Annotated in this window: 18 protein-coding genes; 14 read left to right on the forward strand and 4 right to left on the reverse strand. The window is 60.9% G+C overall.

Annotated elements, in window-relative coordinates:
* The first annotated feature begins 30 nt into the window (after window positions 1-30).
* A complete protein-coding gene (locus tag Q0Z71_RS03135; protein WP_298018100.1) occupies window positions 31-549 on the forward strand; it encodes an ECF transporter S component in 519 nt (172 codons plus the stop codon).
* A gap of 55 nt (window positions 550-604) precedes the next feature.
* Here the strand turns inward: Q0Z71_RS03135 and Q0Z71_RS03140 are convergent, their stop codons facing one another.
* Window positions 605-1,471 carry a DUF975 family protein gene (locus Q0Z71_RS03140; protein WP_298018103.1) on the reverse strand — a complete coding sequence of 289 codons (867 nt, stop codon included), beginning with the start codon at window positions 1,469-1,471 and terminating at the stop codon, window positions 605-607.
* 336 nt (window positions 1,472-1,807) lie between these two features.
* Here Q0Z71_RS03140 and rsxC point away from each other — a divergent pair, with 336 nt between their 5' ends.
* From rsxC to Q0Z71_RS03205, 13 genes are all read left to right on the forward strand, one after another.
* Window positions 1,808-3,181 (forward strand): electron transport complex subunit RsxC, encoded by a 1,374-nt coding sequence (gene rsxC / locus Q0Z71_RS03145; RefSeq protein WP_298018196.1) that lies wholly within the window; start codon window positions 1,808-1,810, stop codon window positions 3,179-3,181.
* Window positions 3,178-4,197: an RnfABCDGE type electron transport complex subunit D gene (locus Q0Z71_RS03150; protein ID WP_298018105.1), complete on the forward strand. Its 1,020-nt coding sequence runs from the start codon at window positions 3,178-3,180 to the stop codon at window positions 4,195-4,197. Before rsxC ends, Q0Z71_RS03150 begins: the two co-directional genes overlap by 4 nt.
* Window positions 4,194-4,811: an FMN-binding protein gene (locus Q0Z71_RS03155; RefSeq protein WP_298018107.1), complete on the forward strand. Its 618-nt coding sequence runs from the start codon at window positions 4,194-4,196 to the stop codon at window positions 4,809-4,811. The genes Q0Z71_RS03150 and Q0Z71_RS03155 overlap by 4 nt, the downstream gene beginning before the upstream one ends.
* Before the next feature lie 18 nt (window positions 4,812-4,829).
* Window positions 4,830-5,438, forward strand: coding sequence for an electron transport complex subunit RsxE (gene rsxE, locus Q0Z71_RS03160; protein ID WP_298018110.1), 609 nt, complete (start codon window positions 4,830-4,832; stop codon window positions 5,436-5,438).
* The gene (rsxA, locus tag Q0Z71_RS03165; RefSeq protein ID WP_298018113.1) at window positions 5,438-6,028 is read left to right on the forward strand and encodes an electron transport complex subunit RsxA; all 591 of its coding nucleotides are present in this window, start codon (window positions 5,438-5,440) and stop codon (window positions 6,026-6,028) included. Before rsxE ends, rsxA begins: the two co-directional genes overlap by 1 nt.
* A gap of 13 nt (window positions 6,029-6,041) precedes the next feature.
* Entirely contained in the window at window positions 6,042-6,938 is an 897-nt protein-coding gene (locus Q0Z71_RS03170) for an RnfABCDGE type electron transport complex subunit B (protein WP_298018116.1), read from the forward strand.
* Window positions 6,939-7,189: 251 nt separating this feature from the next.
* Window positions 7,190-8,236 carry a heat-inducible transcriptional repressor HrcA gene (gene hrcA / locus Q0Z71_RS03175; RefSeq protein WP_298018119.1) on the forward strand — a complete coding sequence of 349 codons (1,047 nt, stop codon included), beginning with the start codon at window positions 7,190-7,192 and terminating at the stop codon, window positions 8,234-8,236.
* Window positions 8,233-8,835 carry a nucleotide exchange factor GrpE gene (gene grpE / locus Q0Z71_RS03180; RefSeq protein WP_298018122.1) on the forward strand — a complete coding sequence of 201 codons (603 nt, stop codon included), beginning with the start codon at window positions 8,233-8,235 and terminating at the stop codon, window positions 8,833-8,835. The genes hrcA and grpE overlap by 4 nt, the downstream gene beginning before the upstream one ends.
* Before the next feature lie 99 nt (window positions 8,836-8,934).
* Window positions 8,935-10,782 carry a molecular chaperone DnaK gene (dnaK, locus tag Q0Z71_RS03185; protein WP_298018125.1) on the forward strand — a complete coding sequence of 616 codons (1,848 nt, stop codon included), beginning with the start codon at window positions 8,935-8,937 and terminating at the stop codon, window positions 10,780-10,782.
* 178 nt (window positions 10,783-10,960) lie between these two features.
* Window positions 10,961-12,091 (forward strand): molecular chaperone DnaJ, encoded by a 1,131-nt coding sequence (dnaJ, locus tag Q0Z71_RS03190; RefSeq protein ID WP_298018128.1) that lies wholly within the window; start codon window positions 10,961-10,963, stop codon window positions 12,089-12,091.
* Between the two features lie 3 nt (window positions 12,092-12,094).
* A complete protein-coding gene (locus Q0Z71_RS03195) occupies window positions 12,095-12,910 on the forward strand; it encodes a histidinol-phosphatase HisJ family protein (RefSeq protein ID WP_298018131.1) in 816 nt (271 codons plus the stop codon).
* Between the two features lie 64 nt (window positions 12,911-12,974).
* Window positions 12,975-13,412 (forward strand): ribose 5-phosphate isomerase B, encoded by a 438-nt coding sequence (gene rpiB / locus Q0Z71_RS03200; protein WP_298018133.1) that lies wholly within the window; start codon window positions 12,975-12,977, stop codon window positions 13,410-13,412.
* A gap of 30 nt (window positions 13,413-13,442) precedes the next feature.
* On the forward strand, window positions 13,443-14,474 hold the full coding sequence (locus Q0Z71_RS03205) for a putative glycoside hydrolase (protein WP_298018138.1): 1,032 nt from the start codon (window positions 13,443-13,445) through the stop codon (window positions 14,472-14,474).
* Between the two features lie 229 nt (window positions 14,475-14,703).
* Here Q0Z71_RS03205 and Q0Z71_RS03210 read toward each other — a convergent pair whose 3' ends face one another.
* From Q0Z71_RS03210 to Q0Z71_RS03220, 3 genes are all read right to left on the reverse strand, one after another.
* The gene (locus Q0Z71_RS03210; RefSeq protein WP_298018141.1) at window positions 14,704-15,003 is read right to left on the reverse strand and encodes an LPS biosynthesis protein; all 300 of its coding nucleotides are present in this window, start codon (window positions 15,001-15,003) and stop codon (window positions 14,704-14,706) included.
* A gap of 222 nt (window positions 15,004-15,225) precedes the next feature.
* The gene (locus tag Q0Z71_RS03215) at window positions 15,226-15,945 is read right to left on the reverse strand and encodes an MBL fold metallo-hydrolase (RefSeq protein WP_298018199.1); all 720 of its coding nucleotides are present in this window, start codon (window positions 15,943-15,945) and stop codon (window positions 15,226-15,228) included.
* Window positions 15,945-16,256, reverse strand: a complete 312-nt coding sequence (locus Q0Z71_RS03220; RefSeq protein ID WP_298018202.1) for a YbjQ family protein — start codon at window positions 16,254-16,256, stop codon at window positions 15,945-15,947. The genes Q0Z71_RS03215 and Q0Z71_RS03220 overlap by 1 nt, the downstream gene beginning before the upstream one ends.
* Between the last annotated feature and the right edge of the window lie 109 nt (window positions 16,257-16,365).

A 16,365-nucleotide genomic window follows, 5' to 3' on the forward strand; every position in this document is an offset into this window, starting at 1 on the left:
ACAGCTTCAAGAGCGGAAGGAGAGTGAAAGATGAAGGCGAATCAGACAAGGCTGTGGGTCATGACGGCGCTGTTTGCGGCGCTGGGCTATGTGGCGACCAGGGTGCTGATGGTCCCCTCCCCCACCGGCGGCTATATGAACCTGGGCGACGCGGTGGTGCTGCTGGGCGCGTTTCTGCTGGGCCCGGTCTATGGCGCCATTGCCGGAGGCACCGGCCCCGCGCTGGCGGACCTGCTGTCGGGCTATCCGGCCTGGGTGCCCGGAACGCTGGTCATCAAGGCGCTTATGGGCCTGACAGCGGCCGTGCTGTACCGCGGACTGGGGAAAAAGCCCTGGGCGCTGGTGGTGTGCGGCGCGGCAGCGGAGGCGATCATGGTCGTGGGCTACTGGCTGTATGACGGCCTGTTCATTGTGGGGAGTCTGGCGGGCAGCGCCGCGGGGATCCCCAGCAATTTGGCGCAGGCGGCCTTTGGCATCGCGGTCTCCACGCTGCTGGCGCTGGCCCTGCGGAGGAACAGCTATGTCCGGCGTGAATTTTCCAGCCTGTAAATGCAAAAACAAAGCCCCCGCGGGTTCTAAAATCCGCGGGGGCTTTGTACGCTGTTTACAGGCCGCCCAAGCCGTCGGGGCCCATGCCGTTGTTCCAGGCGTCCCGGTCCTGCTGGGGCGCGGCGTCCTCTCCCACGCCGGAGGTGCGCTTGGCGGTCTCAAAGTAGCCCAAGTCCACGCACTGGTAGTTGGGCCGGTAGAACAGGGATACCGCCAGGGACCACAGTCCCCCCACCAGCCCCCAGGCCCAGAGGGGAAGAGGCATGGAGCTTTCAAACTGCTGGATCAGGACAGCGGGGTCCGGATAACCGCCGGATAAAAGGGCTTGGAACATGAACTGATACAGCAGGACTGTCAGAATGATGACGGGGAGGCTCTCCAGAAGGCCCCAGCCCAGATAGCTCAGGTCCAGGGTGAAGAGCTGGCCCTTGTAGCCTGCGGTCTGCCGCTTGCTCATGTCCAGCGCCTCCATCACGCCGATGCCCGGGTTTTCACACAGGTTGTACAGCGCGAAGCGGTAGCGGTAAGATGCGATGATGCCGGGGATCACAAAGAGCATGGACCACAGGGAGACGAAGACAGCCGTTATGATCTCCAGGCCGATGATCTTGCCGACGAAGGAGAAGCCGTCGAACAGGGTCAGGTATTCGGCCCGCTCGCCCCGGCGGATGGCCATGCAGTACAGCACGAAGCCGACACCGAGGATGGAGTTCAGCAGCGCCGCCAGTACATAGACGAAGATGCCCAGCAGATTTCGGTCCATTAAGGCCTGGCCGTTGCCCGCCCACTCGTCCACCAGATCGATGACCATCAAAAGCACCAGATACAGCGCCGTCATGGCCTTGGGGGATACCTGGGCGTCCGCCAGCAGGTCTTTGGTATCAGCTTTCAGCTGTTTTCGGTCGATCAACTCAGCCATCATGGAAGGGTCCTCCATATGTTCAGAATAGCCGGCGCTCCGGCAGATAGGATAAAAACAGTCTATCATGTTTCGGCGGAATTGACAAGCGAGGCTGCCGGAATCCGGCGGTATTTCCTTCACAGCGGGCAAAGATATCCAAAATTACCAGGGAATTGTGAAAAAAAGAACATTTTCCGCAAAAATTGTCGTTCACAGTCTGGACATTTTTAAAATTTAGGTGTAGAATGAAGCGCAGTATGTGGTAGTATCACCAGGGCGTATCTGCCTGCTCCCAGCCCATGGATCAGGCTCTGCCAGCGCCCTGACGCTATCAGGAGTAAAAATGAGGTGAAGACAATGGCACACGCTTTCTTTGGCGGCGTTCATCCAAATGACATGAAAGCCGCGACCAATGAAAAGGCCATCGAACAGCTGGCACCGCCGGCAGAGGTGGTCATCCCCATGTCGATGCACTTTGGCGCACCTTGCACTCCCCTGGTAAAAGCGGGGGACCATGTAAAAGTGGGCCAGAAGATCGGCGAATTCCGCGGCCTGGGCGCGCCCATCCACGCCAGTGTTTCCGGCACGGTCAAGGCTGTGGAGCCCCGCCCCTATTCCATGGGCGGCAACATGATGTCCGTGATCATCGAGAATGATTTCCAGGACGAGCTGTCTGAAGAGGTCCAGGCACCCGCCGATCCCGACGCCCTGACGGTGGACGAGATGGTGGAGGCCGTCAAGAACGCCGGCATCGTCGGCATGGGCGGCGCGACCTTCCCCACCCACGTCAAGATCTCCGGCGGCATCGGCAAGGTCGATACCGTCATCATCAACGGCGCGGAGTGCGAGCCCTACATCACCGGCGACCATCGCACCATGCTGGAGCGCCCCGAGGAGATCATCGGCGGCTGCAAGTATCTGGCCAAGATGTTCGGCGTGGACAAGGTCATCATCGGCGTGGAGGACAACAAGCAGAACGGCATCGACGCCATGAACAAGGTCATTGCCGAGCAGAAGGCCCCCGTGGTGGTGGAGCCCCTGCACTGCCGTTACCCCCAGGGCGGTGAGAAACAGCTCTGCCAGGCCATCACCGGCAAGCAGGTGCCTCCCGGAGGACTGCCCAGCAACATCGGCTGCGCCGTGTTCAATATCAACACCACCTGCGCCATCTACCGCGCCATCACCCAGGGCATGCCCGTGGTGAACAAGATCGTCACGGTCTCCGGCTCCGGCGTCATTGAGCCGAAGAACATTGAGTGCCCCATCGGCACCCCGGTGTCCCTTCTGTTCGACGCCTGCGGCGGCCTGAAGGACGGTACATACAAGATCATCGCCGGCGGCCCCATGATGGGCATGGCGCAGTACACCGCAGATGTTCCCGTGGGCAAGGGCACCGGCGCGATGCTGGCCTTCTGCGAGAACGAGGAGCAGACCGTGGAGAATCCCCAGTGTATCCGCTGCGGCAAGTGCGTCGCCGCCTGCCCCGTGCACCTGGAGCCCCTGTTTATGTATCAGTATGCCGCCAAGGGCATGGTGGATGAGCTGAACGACGCCCACATTATGGACTGCATGGAGTGCGGCGCCTGCGCTTACGCCTGCCCCGCCCGGATGCATCTGACCCATATGTTCAAATACGGTAAGCAGCTGGTGAAGAACAAGATGGCTGCCGATAAGGCCGCGGCCGAGGCCAAGAAGGCCGCGGAAGAGAAGAAGGAGGCTGTGAACAAATGACGGATTACAAGAATTTGAAGCTCATTGCCACTTCCAATCCTCATATCCGCAGCAGCGAGACCACCCGCTCCATCATGCTGGACGTAGTCATCGCCATGGTGCCCGCCCTGGTGTGGGCCGTGTTCTGCTTTGGCGTGAAGGCCCTGACCCTGACCGTGGTGTCTGTGGTGGGCTGCATGTTCTTTGAGTGGCTGTACCGCAAGCTCATGAAGAAGCCCCAGTCCGTGGGCGACCTCAGCGCCGTGGTCACCGGTATGCTGCTGGCGTTCGTCAGCCCCGTTACCACCCCCTACTGGACGATCCTCATCGGCGACTTCTTCGCCATCGTGGTGGTCAAGCAGCTCTTCGGCGGCATCGGCAAGAACTTTGTCAACCCCGCCCTGGCCGGCCGTGCGTTCCTGCTGGGCAGCTATGCCGGCATCATGACCACCTGGGTGGATCCCGCCGTCAATAAGGCGCCCCTGCTGGGCGGCGCCGCGGATGTCGTCACTGCCGCCACCCCGCTGGCCTATATGAAGACCGGCGACATGGAGGGCCTGAAGGGCCTCTACAGCGTGGCCGACATGTTCCTGGGCAAGACCGGCGGCTCCCTGGGCGAGGTTTCCGCCCTGCTGCTGATCGTCGGCGGCGTGTATCTGATCTGGCGCAAGGTCATCAACTGGCAGACCCCCGTGGCCTACATCGGCACCGTGGCTGTCCTGACCTTCCTGTTCCCCAAGGCCGGCTCCAGCGTGGAGTGGATGCTGTACAGCCTGTTCGGCGGCGGCCTGATGCTGGGCGCCTTTTTCATGGCCACGGACTACGCCACCTCTCCCGTCACCAAGAAGGGCCAGCTGATCTTCGGCATCGGCTGCGGCCTGTTCACCGTGTTCATCCGTTACTTCGGCTCCTATAACGAAGGCGTCTGCTACTCCATCATGGTCATGAACCTGTGTGTGGCCCTGATCGACAAGTACACCAAGCCCACTCGTTTTGGCGTCGTGAAATCCGATAAGAAGGAGGCGGCTGCGAAATGAGCAACGAAGTGAAAACCAAGGAAAAGGTCGATATGGACCCCAAGTACATCATCAAGCTGACCGTGACTCTGTTTGTGACCTGCGTGATCGTCGCCGGCCTGTTGGGCTATGTCAACAGCATCACCGCCGGTCCCATTGCGGAGACCAACTGGCAGAATACCGTGGCGGCCATGAAGGCCGTCGTGGCTGATCCCGACAACACCGAGTTCTCCGAGGCCATGGAGAACAGCGACGCCATGACCGCCGCGGCCTCCGGTGCCGGCGCCACCCTGGACTCCGTGTATGAGTACCAGGTGGGCGGCGAATTTGGCGGCTATGCCGTCAAGATCGTGGCCAGCGGCTCCCAGGACAACATCGAGATGATGGTGGGCGTGGACAGCGAGGGAGCTGTCTCCGGCGTCTCCATCGTCAAGAACTCTGAGACCTCCGGCATCGGCTCCAAGGTCATGACCAACGTCAACGGCGTTCTGGACCAGTTCATCGGCAAGAGCGCCGCCGACGGCACCCTGGTGGTCGGCACCAATGTGGACGCCATCTCCGGCGCCACCGTGTCCACCAAGGGCGTCACCACCGGCGTCAATGCCGCGCTGGCCGTGGCCGGCGCCATCGGCTGAGAAAGGGGGAGCTGAACTATGAATTTCGGTAGACAATTAAAAGAGGGCCTGCTGACCCAGAACCCCGTTCTGGTCCAGGTGCTGGGCATGTGCTCCACCATGGCCATCACGACTTCCATCGCCAACGGCCTGGGCATGGGCGTTTCCGTTCTGATCATCCTGACCCTGTCCAACATCGTGATCGCCGCCATCCGCAAGCTGGTCCCCGATAAGATCCGTATCGCCATGTTCATCGTGGTCATCGCCGGTTTCGTGACCTGCGTGGACCTGTGCTTACAGGCATTCGTCCCCGCCATCGCCGCGTCCCTGGGCGTGTTCATCCCCCTGATCGTGGTGAACTGCATCATTCTGGGCCGCGCCGAGGCCTTTGCCTATAAGAACGGCGTGCTGGCCTCCGCTGTGGACGGCATCTGCCAGGGCATCGGCTACACCGTGGTCCTGCTGATCATGTGCTTCATCCGTGAGCTGCTGGGCGCCGGCACCCTGAACGGCATCCGCATCATTCCCGAGCAGTATCCCGTCGGTATGCTGACCCTGCCCGTGGGCGGCTTCCTGGTCCTGGGCACGCTGATCGCCACCATGCAGTGGGCGCTTGCTAGATCCAAGAACAAGGAGGAGAGCAAATAATGGATCAGATTTTTGAACTCCTGGCGATTACGCTGGGCGCTATTTTGGCAAACAACTTCATCTTCTCCCAGTTCCTGGGCATCTGCCCCTTCCTGGGCGTTTCCAAGAAGATCGACACCGCCGTGGGCATGGGCATCGCCGTGACCTTCGTCATGGGCCTGGCCTCCGCCGTGTGCTATGTGGTCAATGAATTCGTGCTGACCCGCTTCGGCCTGGAGTATATGCAGACCGTGGCCTTCATTCTGGTCATCGCCTCCCTGGTGCAGTTCATTGAGATGTTCCTGCAGAAGTCCATGCCCTCCCTGTACACCGCGCTGGGCGTGTATCTGCCTCTGATCACCACCAACTGCGCCGTGCTGGGCGTGGTGCTGCTGAACGTGCAGAGCAACTACAACTTCATCTCCTCTGTCGTCTACGGCATCACCGGCGGCCTGGGCTTCCTGCTGGCCATCGTGCTGTTCGCCAGCATCCGGGAGCGTCTGGTGTTTGCCGACTATCCCAAGAACTGGGACGGCTTCCCCATCGCACTGGTCACCGCAGGTCTGATGGCCCTGGCTTTCATGGGCTTCTCCGGCCTGAAGGTTTGGTAAGGAGGCGCTGAATATGGGTAATATGATTGCTGCCATTGTGGTGCTGGGCGTTTTGGGCGCCGCGTTCGGCCTGGTCCTGGCCGTTGCCTCCAAGATCTTCGAGGTGAAAAAGGACCCCCGTGAAGAACAGATCCTGAGCCATCTGGCCGGCGCCAACTGCGGCGGCTGCGGCTTCCCCGGCTGCGGCGGCTGCGCCGCCGCCATCCTGGCGGGCACCGCGCCTGTCACTGCCTGCGCCCCCGCAGGCCCTGAAAATGCCGCCGCCATCGCCAAGATCATGGGCCAGGAGGCTCCCACCGGGGAGCGCCAGGTGGCGTTCGTCCGCTGCAACGGCGGCCTCAACGCCAAGAAGCGCTTTGACTATGTGGGTGTGAAGGACTGCACCGCCGCCACCAAGGTGGCCGCCGGTCCTCTGGACTGCGCCTTCGGCTGCCTGGGCTTCGGCTCCTGCGTGGCCGCCTGCCAGTTCGGCGCCATGTCCATCGGCCCCAACGGCTCCGCCGTGGTGGACCCCGACAAGTGCACCGCCTGCATGGCCTGCGCCAATGCCTGCCCCCGCCACCTGATCGTCTCCGTCCCCGCCTCCAAGAAGGTCCATGTGGCCTGCGCCAACCAGGATAAGGGCAAGGCCGCCATGAGCGTCTGCTCCAGCTCCTGCATCGGCTGCGGTCTGTGCCAGAAGGAGTGCAAGAAGGACGCCATCCACGTGGTCAACGGCGTGGCCGTCATCGACTATGACAAGTGCGTGGGCTGCAAGCTCTGCACCAAGGTCTGCCCCCGTGACGCCATCCTGCCCGCCGCCACCGCGGAGGAGAAGGAGAAGTATAAGGCGATCAAGAAGGCCCAGGCTGAAAAGGCCAAGGCCGCCGCGGAAGCCAAGGCAGCGGAGGCTGCCGGCGCCGCTCAGTAAGCCGGTATACCAATTCAAAAAAGGTCCCGCCTCGAAGCTCCGAGGCGGGACCTTTTTTGCCTGCGCGCCCCCTGGGGACGGGGGAAAATGCCGGAAATTTCAATGTTCAAAAAACATCTTCTATTTATTTACAATTTGTTTATATCCATCCATTGACAATGGTGGGGCGTGGTGGTAAACTCGCTTTAGCACTCCAGGAAAGAGAGTGCTAAACTGTTTGAGATGCAAGCGGATACAGCAGAGGTGCTTTTGTGGAGCTGACGGACCGGAAAAAGCAAATATTGAAGGTCGTGGTAGAGGACTATATCCAGACCGCCGAGCCGGTGGGCTCCAAGGCCATTGCCGCCGAGATGGGCGGAAGCGTCAGCTCCGCCACCATCCGCAACGAGCTGGCGGACCTGGTGGAGCTGGGCTATTTGGAACAGCCCCATACCTCCTCCGGACGGGTCCCCTCCCCCAAGGGCTACCGGCTGTATGTCAATGAGTTGATGGAGCGGCAGAAGCTGTCCATCGCGGAGACGGAAAAGATCAACCAGTCCCTCCAGCTGAAGATGGAGGAGCTGGACCGGGTGATCTCCCAGGCGGGGCGGGCGGTCTCCTCCTTTATCAATTACCCCGCCTATATCACCGCCACCGGAAAAAAGAAGATGACCGCCCGGCGGTTCGAGCTGCTGCCGGTGGATGAACGCAGCTGCATCGTGGTCATGATGATGGGCGACAACCGGGTGAAGAGCCAGCTGCTCCGCCTGCAATTAAAGGTGGATATCGAGCAGATGCCCACCCTGGTGACACTGCTGAACAGTCATTTCACCGGGATCCCCACCGATGAGATGAACCAGCGGCTGATGAACGTGGCCGAACAGGTGCCGCCCCAGCTGTTTTTGCTCCTCTCCCAGACCATCGCCTATGCGGTGGATGTGCTGGAGGAGGCCAGCCAGCGGGAGATCATTACCGCAGGCGCCAACCAGCTTTTGAAGCTGCCGGAGTTCCGGGACGCCGACAAGGCCCACGAGCTGATGAGCTTCCTCTCCGACAGCAAGGAGAACCTGCCCATGCCGGACGACGGCCCCATGAAGATCCTGATCGGTCCAGAAAACGTCAGCGATGCCCTGAAGGACACCAGCGTGGTGGTGGCCAGCTATGATATCGGCGACGACATGCGGGGCCTCATCGGCGTGGTAGGCCCCACCAGAATGGATTACGCCACAGTGGCCGCGCGGCTCTCCGGCTTTGCCGATGGGCTGACCCGGCTGTTCGGAAAACAGGAATTACCCCCGAAGGAGGATACCAAGGAATGAGCGAAGAGAACAAGCAGCCCATGGAGGAAGAGACTCCGGAGACCCAGGCAGGCCCTGAACAGGAGGCCCAGACCGGAGAGACCGCGGAAAAGGCCGAAAAGCCCGGCAAGGGCAAAAAGAAAAAGGAAAAGGGCTATACGTTCACCCGGGAACAGGTGGAGCAGATGGAGCTGGCGGCCAAGCAGCTGGAATCCGTCAAGGACCAGTTCACCCGGCTGACAGCGGAGTATGACAACTACCGCAAGCGGACCACCAAGGAAAAGGACAGCATCTACCAGGATGCCAAGGCCGATACCATCAGGGAATTTTTGGCGGTGTACGACAACCTGGAGCGGGCCGTGGCCACGGAGGGCGATGAGGACTCCCCCCACAAAAAGGGCCTGGAGATGATCTTCCACCAGTATCAGGACATTCTGGCAAAGCTGGGCGTCACGGAGATCGCGGCCAAGGGCCAGACCTTTGACCCGGAAAAGCACAACGCCGTCATGCACATCGACGATGAGAGCTACGGCGAGAATGAGGTGGCCCAGGTGTTTCAGGCGGGCTTTGAAATGAACGGAAAGGTGATCCGCCACGCCATCGTGCAGGTGGCGAACTGATCCGGAATGAAATGTTTCCCGCTCCCGTCCGATTTGTGATTCTGTATTTCCCAATTCAGTCATATAAAAATGTTTTGATAGATTTAGGAGGAACCAATTATGTCTAAAGTTATCGGTATCGATCTCGGTACGACCAACTCCTGTGTCGCCGTCATGGAGGGCGGCGAGGCAGTCGTCATCGCCAATGCGGAGGGCAACCGCACCACCCCGTCCGTGGTGGCCTTCTCCAAGACCGGCGAGCGTATGGTGGGCCAGGTGGCAAAGCGCCAGGCCATCACCAACCCCGACCGCACCATCTCCTCCATCAAGCGTGAGATGGGCTCTGACCACAAGGTCGCCATCGACGGCAAGAACTATACCCCCCAGGAGATCAGCGCCATGATCCTGCAGAAGCTGAAGGCGGACGCCGAGGCCTATCTGGGCAGCACCGTCACCGAGGCAGTCATCACCGTGCCCGCTTACTTCACCGACTCCCAGCGCCAAGCCACCAAGGACGCGGGCAAGATCGCGGGCCTGGACGTGAAGCGCATCATCAACGAGCCCACCGCCGCGGCTCTGGCCTACGGCGTGGATAAGGAGCAGTCCCAGAAGATCATGGTCTACGACCTGGGCGGCGGCACCTTCGATGTGTCCATCCTGGAGATCGACGACGGCGTCATCGAGGTCCTGGCCACCGCCGGCAACAACCGCCTGGGCGGCGATGACTTTGACGAGTGCGTCATGAAGTATCTGGTCAACGAGTTCAAGCGCACCGACGGCGTGGACCTGTCCAGCGACAAGGTCGCCATGCAGCGCCTGAAGGAGGCCGCGGAGAAGGCCAAGATCGAGCTGTCCGGCGTCACCACCTCCAACATCAACCTGCCCTATATCACCGCCGACGCCACCGGTCCCAAGCACCTGGACGTGACCCTGACCCGGGCCAAGTTCAACGAGCTGACCGCCCATCTGGTGGACGCCACCATGGGCCCCGTGCGCCAGGCTATGAGCGACGCGGGCCTGAAGCCCTCCGACCTCTCCAAGGTTTTGCTTGTGGGCGGCTCCAGCCGGATCCCCGCCGTGCAGGAGGCTGTGAAGAACTTCACCGGCAGCGAGCCCTTCAAGGGCATCAACCCCGACGAGTGCGTGGCCATGGGCGCCGCCCTGCAGGCGGGCGTTCTCACCGGCGACGTGAAGGGCCTGCTGCTGCTGGACGTCACCCCCCTGTCCCTGGGCATCGAGACCATGGGCGGCGTGTGCACCAAGCTCATTGACCGCAACACCACCATCCCCGTGAAGAAGAGCCAGATCTTCTCCACCGCCGCTGATAACCAGACCTCCGTAGAGGTCAATGTCCTCCAGGGCGAGCGGGAGATGGCCGCGGCCAACAAGAGCCTGGGCCGTTTCCATCTGGACGGCATCGCTCCCGCCCGCCGCGGCGTGCCCCAGATCGAGGTGACCTTCGACATCGACGCCAACGGCATCGTGAATGTCTCCGCCAAGGATCTGGGCACCGGCAAGGAGCAGCACATCACCATCACCTCCTCCTCCAACATGAGCAAGGACGACATCGAGAAGGCCGTCAAGGAAGCCGAGCAGTATGCCGCCCAGGACAAGAAGATGAAGGAAGAGGTGGAGGTCCGCAACCAGGCCGACCAGATGGTCTATCAGAGTGAAAAGACCCTGTCCGAGATGGGTGATAAGATCCCCGCCGACGACAAGAACAAGGTCCAGGCCGGTATCGACAAGCTGAAGGAGACCCTGAAGGGCCAGGATACCGCCGCCATCAAGGCCGCCACCGAGGAGCTGACCCAGTCCTTCTACGCGGTCAGCGAAAAGCTGTACCAGCAGGCCAATCCCCAGGGCGCCCAGGGCGGCGCGCAGCCCGGCCCCGACGCCGGCGCCCAGGGCGGACAGTACTACGACGCCGACTACAAGGTAGTCGATGACGACGACACGAATAAGCAGTAAATCATGACGCGGACCGATGGGACGGGGAAGAATTTCCCCGCCCCATTCGGAGCGTTTGGCGCAAATTAAGAATTAGGACTGAGAAATCGAATTTTGCATTCCGCTGGCGGCGGGATGATTTGAATTTGTCCGGCAAAGCCGGACTCCAGAATTTCTGACTCCTAATTGAGGTGTATATATGGCAGATAAACGTGATTATTACGAGGTCCTGGGGACCTCCAAAGGGGCCTCGGAGGACGAGATCAAAAAAGCATATAAAAAGATGGCCCGGAAATACCACCCGGACCTGAACCCCGGCGACAAGGAGGCCGAGGAGAAGTTCAAAGAGGTCAACGAGGCCTATGAGGTGCTGTCCGACCCCAACAAGAAGGCCCGCTATGACCAGTACGGCCACGCAGGCGTGGATCCCAACTTCGGCGCGGGCGGCGCCGGCTTTGACGGCAGCTTCGACTTCGGCGATCTGGGCGACATTTTCGGCAGTTTTTTCGGCGGCGGCTTTGGCGGAGGCCGGCGGAGCAATCCCAACGCGCCCCAGCGGGGCGAGAGCATCCGCATGTCCCTGGCCATCAGCTTTGAGGAGGCGGCCTTTGGCTGCGAAAAGGCTGTGACCGTGGACCGCATGGAGCAGTGCGACACCTGCCATGGCAACGGATGTGCCCCCGGCACCACGCCGGAGGTCTGCCCGGACTGCCACGGCACCGGCTCGGTCCAGGTCCGGCGGCAGACGCCCATGGGCGTGTTTGCCACCACCTCCCCCTGCGGGCGGTGCGGCGGCAAGGGAAGGATCATCCACCAGCCCTGCAAGGACTGCCGGGGCACCGGCGCGGTGCGGAAGCGCAAGACCATCCAGGCCACCATCCCCGCGGGGATCGACAACGGCCAGACCATCTCCATCCGGGGCCAGGGCCACGCCGGTGTGAACGGCGGTCCCGCGGGCGACCTGCTGATCACCATCACCGTCCGGCCCCATGAGCTGTTCCGCAGGGAGGGCACATCTGTCCTGTGCGAGGCTCCCATCACCTTTGCCCAGGCGGTCCTGGGCGCGGAGCTGGAGATTCCCACCATCGACGGCAAGGTGAAGTACACCCTGCCGGAGGGCACCCAGAGCGGCACCACCTTCCGCCTGAAGGGCAAGGGCATCCCCTCCATCAACGGCCGGGGCCGGGGAGACCAATACGTGACCGTGTATATCGAGACCCCCCGGAATCTGAACAAGGAGCAGAAGGAAGCCTTGAAGAAGTTTGCCGAGAGCGTGGGCGACAACAACTATGAGGAGCGGAGAAAATTCTTCAAGAAGTTTAAGAAGTGAGGAATGTCCATGTATCTGGCGGATTACCACACCCATTCCCGCATCTCGCCGGACGCCGGGACTTCTATGACAGATATGGCCCAGGCCGCCGTGTCCGCAGGATTGGACGAGATCTGCTTTACGGACCATGTGGAGCCTGTCGTCTGGGGAGGCACGGAGCTGCGGGACGCCTTTGACTGGAAAGCGCTGACGGCGGAGTTTGAGGAGGCCGAACATGCCGTGGGGGAGAAGATCCGCCTGCGGCTGGGCATTGAGCTGGGGGATGCTCCTAGGGCCTTCTCCCACGCGGAACGGCTGATGGCGGATGCCCCGGCGCTGGATTTTGTCATCGGCTCCGTGCATATGCTGTCCAAGCGCTTTGGGGACACGGATCTGTATTACTTTGCGCCCCGGAATGAGGATGAGGCCCGGGAGGGCATCGCGGATTACCTGGAAAACGTGCAGCGGCTGGCGGCGTGGGGGAGATTTTCCGTGTTGGGCCATTTGACGCTGCCCCTGCGGTATCTCAATGAAAACCGGGGCCTCCAGCTGACCTTTGACGGATTTGAGCGCCAGGTGGAGAATATCCTTCAGACGCTGATCCAAAACGGCTGCGGCATCGAGCTGAACACCAACCGGGGCAACACGCCCCTGCCGGACGGAAAGTGGCTGCGGATGTACCGGGACCTGGGCGGCGAGATCATCACCCTGGGGACCGATGCCCACAGTCCGGAATATGTGGGCTGCGCCGTGCGGGAGCGCCAGCAGCTTTTGAAGGACTGCGGTTTTACAAAATTCTGCACATTTGCGCATCTGGAACCCATTTGGCATGAACTGTAATTGATTTTCTCGCAGATCCCGTGTACAATGATTTTATCAATTTAGAAAACAGGGGGACTTATTTATGAAGATCGCATTGGGCTGTGACCACGGCGGCTATGAGCTGAAGCAGCATGTTATCAAGGTCCTGGAGAAGCTGGGCCATGAATATGAGGACTTCGGCTGCGATTCTCTGGAGAGCTGCGACTATCCCGACTTTGGCGCCGCCGCCGCCCGGGCTGTGGCGGCGGGCAAGTGCGACCGGGGCATCGTGATCTGCACCACCGGCATCGGCATCTCCATCGCGGCCAACAAGATCAAGGGCATCCGCTGCGCCCACTGTGCGGACTGCCTGGAGGCCGAGATGACCCGCCGCCACAACGACGCCAATATGATGGCCATCGGCGCGGGCTTCACCGGCAAGAACATGGCCGAGCGGATGGTGGAGGTATTCCTGTCCACGGAGTTTGAGGGCGGCCGCCATGCCCGCCGGGTGGATAAGATGATGGCTCTGGAGGGCTGAGAGTCTCCCGGCTGAAGAGAGGTGACGAAGATGGCAGGTCCAAGAGGCTACCGCAATTACCGCGGGCGCACGCCAAAGGGGAAGATCGTTCTGGCGGTGGTTCTGGTTCTGGTGATCCTGGCCGCCATCACCGTCATGCGCCTGCAGCAGTACATCGTCTATGATGAATCCGGCAGGCCGCACCTGGAGATGCCCTGGCAGGAGGAGGCTCCCCCGGAGGAGACGCCGGAGAATTTTGAATTGAAGATCCAGACGCCCAAGGGGCTGGGGGACATCTACGCGTTCATGGTCCCTGTGGCACCTCTGACGGAGGAACTTTGGAAAGACGCCTGGATGGATGCCAGCCTGATGTCCGCGCCGCCCTACAACGCGGCGGTGGTTACCGTAAAGGACAGCGGCGGAAACGTCTATTTCGATTCCGGTACCGCTGTGTCCGGCTCCGTGTCCACGGCGGCGGATACCAGCGGCGCATTGGCGGAGATGACCGGCGAAGCGTCCTCCTTTTACACAGTGGCCCGGCTGAGCTGTTTTCACGATCCAAAGGCCGCGGACAGCGATGTGGAGGCCATGGGTCTGAAAAATACCGGAGGATTTATCTTCTATGACGGGAACAACAGCCGGTGGCTGGACCCCGCCAAGCCTGCGGCCCGGCAGTACCTGTGTGAGATCGCAAAAGAGGCGGCGGCCCTGGGGTTTGACGAGATTTTGCTGACGGACGTGGGCTATCCCACGGAGGGACAGCTGGACAAGATCGACTATGGCGAGGGAGATCTGAAACAGAACCTGCTGACGTTCCTGGAGGAGATGCGGGCCGCTTTGGAGCCTTACAGCGTAGCGCTTTCCATAGAGGTGCCGGAGGCGGCCGTCATGGGAGACAGTCAGGACACGGAGCTGACGCTTGCGGAGCTGGCGTCCCGGGCAGACCGGATCTACACAGAGACCGCGCCGGAGAACATCAAAGCTCTCACCGCGGCGGTCACTGCCGCCAGCGGCACCACGGATTTTGTGGCGGAGCTGGAAACGCACACAGCGGAGGTCTCCGGCAGCTGCCTGATCCATTGAATGAAAGAAAGGCCGCCCGTGCTGAAAAGCACGGGCGGCCTTTTATAATCGAATAACTTGAAAAGTGTTAAAACCACTTTTCAAGTGCCGCGGCGCATATGCGCCGCGGCAGGCCGCTTAGCGGCCTTGATTTGGATTTCATAGTCAATTACCGTGCGCTTCACGCACAGCGGGCATCGCCCGCTTGAAAAATAGCAATGCTATTTTTCAAGTTAATTGACTATACTGTTCAGCGGTGTTCATCCTCGTAGGCGCGGAGGGTGCCCTCCGTCATCAGGGACAGCTTGTGGAGCCGCTCATTCACCATATCCCACATGCACATGGGCAGGTGATCCCGGTGACCCCGGTGCAGTGTCACGCACTCAAAGCAGTTGCCGTGATGGGGACAGGCCTCCTTACAGGGACAGTGGTCTCCGGATTCCCGGACCTGCTTCAAAAATTCCCGCTTGATGGCGAGGGCCTCCTCATGGCGGCCCTCCCGGTCCAGATCATTTTGCAGGATCGCCAGTTCGTTGCCGTCGATTTGCACGATGGATCTCCCCCTTATATAATCAAATAACTTGAAAGTGGTAGAACCACTTTTCAAGTGTCACAGCGCGTATACGCTGTGATGGGCCGCGGATAGCGGCCTTGTTTTGCATTTCATCGTCCATCCCTGTGCGCTTTCCGCGCAGCGGGCATCGCCCGCTTGAAAAATCCCATGGAATTTTTCAAACTCATGGACTATATGTACGCGGATAAAACCTTTTTACTATACCGCAAAGTCGAAGATTTGTCCACATTTTGTGACAGGGATCGTTTGCGGGGCAAACACCGGGAATTGAAGCAGGAACTGCCTGGTGAAATCGAAATCTCCCCACTGGTGCATGGGTAGAAAGCGGACGATGTCCGCCAGCTCCAGAAAATACCAGGGACCCCAGAAGCCGGGCTCCCCCAGCCGGGGGTCCAGCGGCAGCATGGCAAGGTCCATATGGCGGCCCCGCAGGGGCTCCGCGTACCGCTTGAAGTTGGCCTCCATGTTCCGGTTCCAGGCCTTGTCTTCCCCCTCCCAGTGCCACCAGTTCAGGTCCCCGGCGTGGAACACCGTCCGCCCGTCCGCTGTTACCAAAAAGGCGGCGCCCTCGTCGGTGGAGGGCAGCGCCTCCACTGTGACGCCGGGCAGCGGATCGACGGACTGGCCGCCGCTCAGTATCAGGCATTTTGCGGCGGTGTCGGCGGGAAGCCCCCACCGCTCCCGGTTCCGGGGAGACAGCTTGATATCCCTGCCCAGCAGGAAATGGACCTCTCGCGCTCCATCGTCCAGGGAGAAGATCTCCGGCTTGAAGTGGTCCTCATGGCGGTGGCTGGCAAAGACCAACAGGGGAATTCCCGGCCGCAGGGCTGGGAGTTCCCCTTTCCACCAGTCGAACAACAGCGTCATCGAGGGCAGCTCCACCAGGAAGCCACTGTGGTCCAGAAAGGTGACGCGCATCACTGGTATTTGACCGCCGTGCCGTAGGCGATGACCTCGGCGGCGCCCTGCATCACAGCGGAGGAGCCGTAGCGGATGTTGATGATGGCGTCGGCCCCCATGGCGGCGGCCTCGTCCACCATCCGCTTGGTGGCGATCTGGCGGGCCTCGGTGAGCATTTCGGTGTAGCCCACGATCTCGCCGCCCACCAGGGTCTTCATACCGGCCATGAAGTCTTTACCGAAGTTCTTGGACTGGACCACCGTGCCTTTGACAAGGCCCAGGGGTTCCAGTGTTTTGCCGGGGATGTAGTCAATATTCAGAAGCAGCATAGATGATTCCTCCTCAAAAATTTGTTCTATTTCAATTTCGCAAAAGCGCCTTTTCAGGGTCCACAGGGCCGGAAGCAGCAGGGCGGCACAAAAGACCGCCAGGGCGGCG

Origin of the sequence: uncultured Dysosmobacter sp. (genome assembly GCF_947631635.1) — a bacterium.
Lineage (GTDB): Bacteria > Bacillota > Clostridia > Oscillospirales > Oscillospiraceae > Oscillibacter.

Coding starts and splice junctions, on each gene's coding strand:
- rpiB (WP_298018133.1), top strand. CDS start 12,975: ATGAAGATCGCATTGGGCTGTGACCACGGCGGCTATGAGCTGAAGCAG.
- dnaK (WP_298018125.1), top strand. CDS start 8,935: ATGTCTAAAGTTATCGGTATCGATCTCGGTACGACCAACTCCTGTGTC.
- rsxA (WP_298018113.1), top strand. CDS start 5,438: ATGGATCAGATTTTTGAACTCCTGGCGATTACGCTGGGCGCTATTTTG.
- Q0Z71_RS03155 (WP_298018107.1), top strand. CDS start 4,194: ATGAGCAACGAAGTGAAAACCAAGGAAAAGGTCGATATGGACCCCAAG.
- Q0Z71_RS03150 (WP_298018105.1), top strand. CDS start 3,178: ATGACGGATTACAAGAATTTGAAGCTCATTGCCACTTCCAATCCTCAT.
- grpE (WP_298018122.1), top strand. CDS start 8,233: ATGAGCGAAGAGAACAAGCAGCCCATGGAGGAAGAGACTCCGGAGACC.
- rsxE (WP_298018110.1), top strand. CDS start 4,830: ATGAATTTCGGTAGACAATTAAAAGAGGGCCTGCTGACCCAGAACCCC.
- Q0Z71_RS03215 (WP_298018199.1), bottom strand. CDS start 15,945: ATGCGCGTCACCTTTCTGGACCACAGTGGCTTCCTGGTGGAGCTGCCC.
- Q0Z71_RS03170 (WP_298018116.1), top strand. CDS start 6,042: ATGGGTAATATGATTGCTGCCATTGTGGTGCTGGGCGTTTTGGGCGCC.
- Q0Z71_RS03140 (WP_298018103.1), bottom strand. CDS start 1,471: ATGATGGCTGAGTTGATCGACCGAAAACAGCTGAAAGCTGATACCAAA.
- Q0Z71_RS03195 (WP_298018131.1), top strand. CDS start 12,095: ATGTCCATGTATCTGGCGGATTACCACACCCATTCCCGCATCTCGCCG.
- rsxC (WP_298018196.1), top strand. CDS start 1,808: ATGGCACACGCTTTCTTTGGCGGCGTTCATCCAAATGACATGAAAGCC.
- Q0Z71_RS03220 (WP_298018202.1), bottom strand. CDS start 16,256: ATGCTGCTTCTGAATATTGACTACATCCCCGGCAAAACACTGGAACCC.
- dnaJ (WP_298018128.1), top strand. CDS start 10,961: ATGGCAGATAAACGTGATTATTACGAGGTCCTGGGGACCTCCAAAGGG.
- Q0Z71_RS03205 (WP_298018138.1), top strand. CDS start 13,443: ATGGCAGGTCCAAGAGGCTACCGCAATTACCGCGGGCGCACGCCAAAG.
- Q0Z71_RS03135 (WP_298018100.1), top strand. CDS start 31: ATGAAGGCGAATCAGACAAGGCTGTGGGTCATGACGGCGCTGTTTGCG.